We start from the raw sequence: 352 nt of genomic DNA on the forward strand, positions 1-352 counted from the left end.
GGAGCCGAAGAGGACGACCCGCAGGAACAGTCCGGGGCCCGGCTCGGTGGAGACCGGCCCGGCCAGCTGGGCGAAGGTGGCGGGGTTCATCAGCGGTCTCTCCTCGGTCCGTACGGCTCGGGCCCAGCGTAGACCCGGACGTACCGGACATCGGACGGCACCCCCGGGCGTACTGTGGGCGGCGGGGACGAGTACACGCGAACAGACGTTGTAGCGAACAGCAGCGGGGGCCGGGCAGAGCCGGTGCCGGCGTCGAGCAGGAGGTACTCAGCACATGACGGACATGACCAAGGACAACACGCCGAGCCGCCGCCGTGAGCGCTTCCCCGGGATCTCCACCCGGGCCTGGGGG

It is taken from the genome of Kitasatospora nipponensis (assembly GCF_039528135.1).
Taxonomy (GTDB): domain Bacteria; phylum Actinomycetota; class Actinomycetes; order Streptomycetales; family Streptomycetaceae; genus Kitasatospora; species Kitasatospora nipponensis.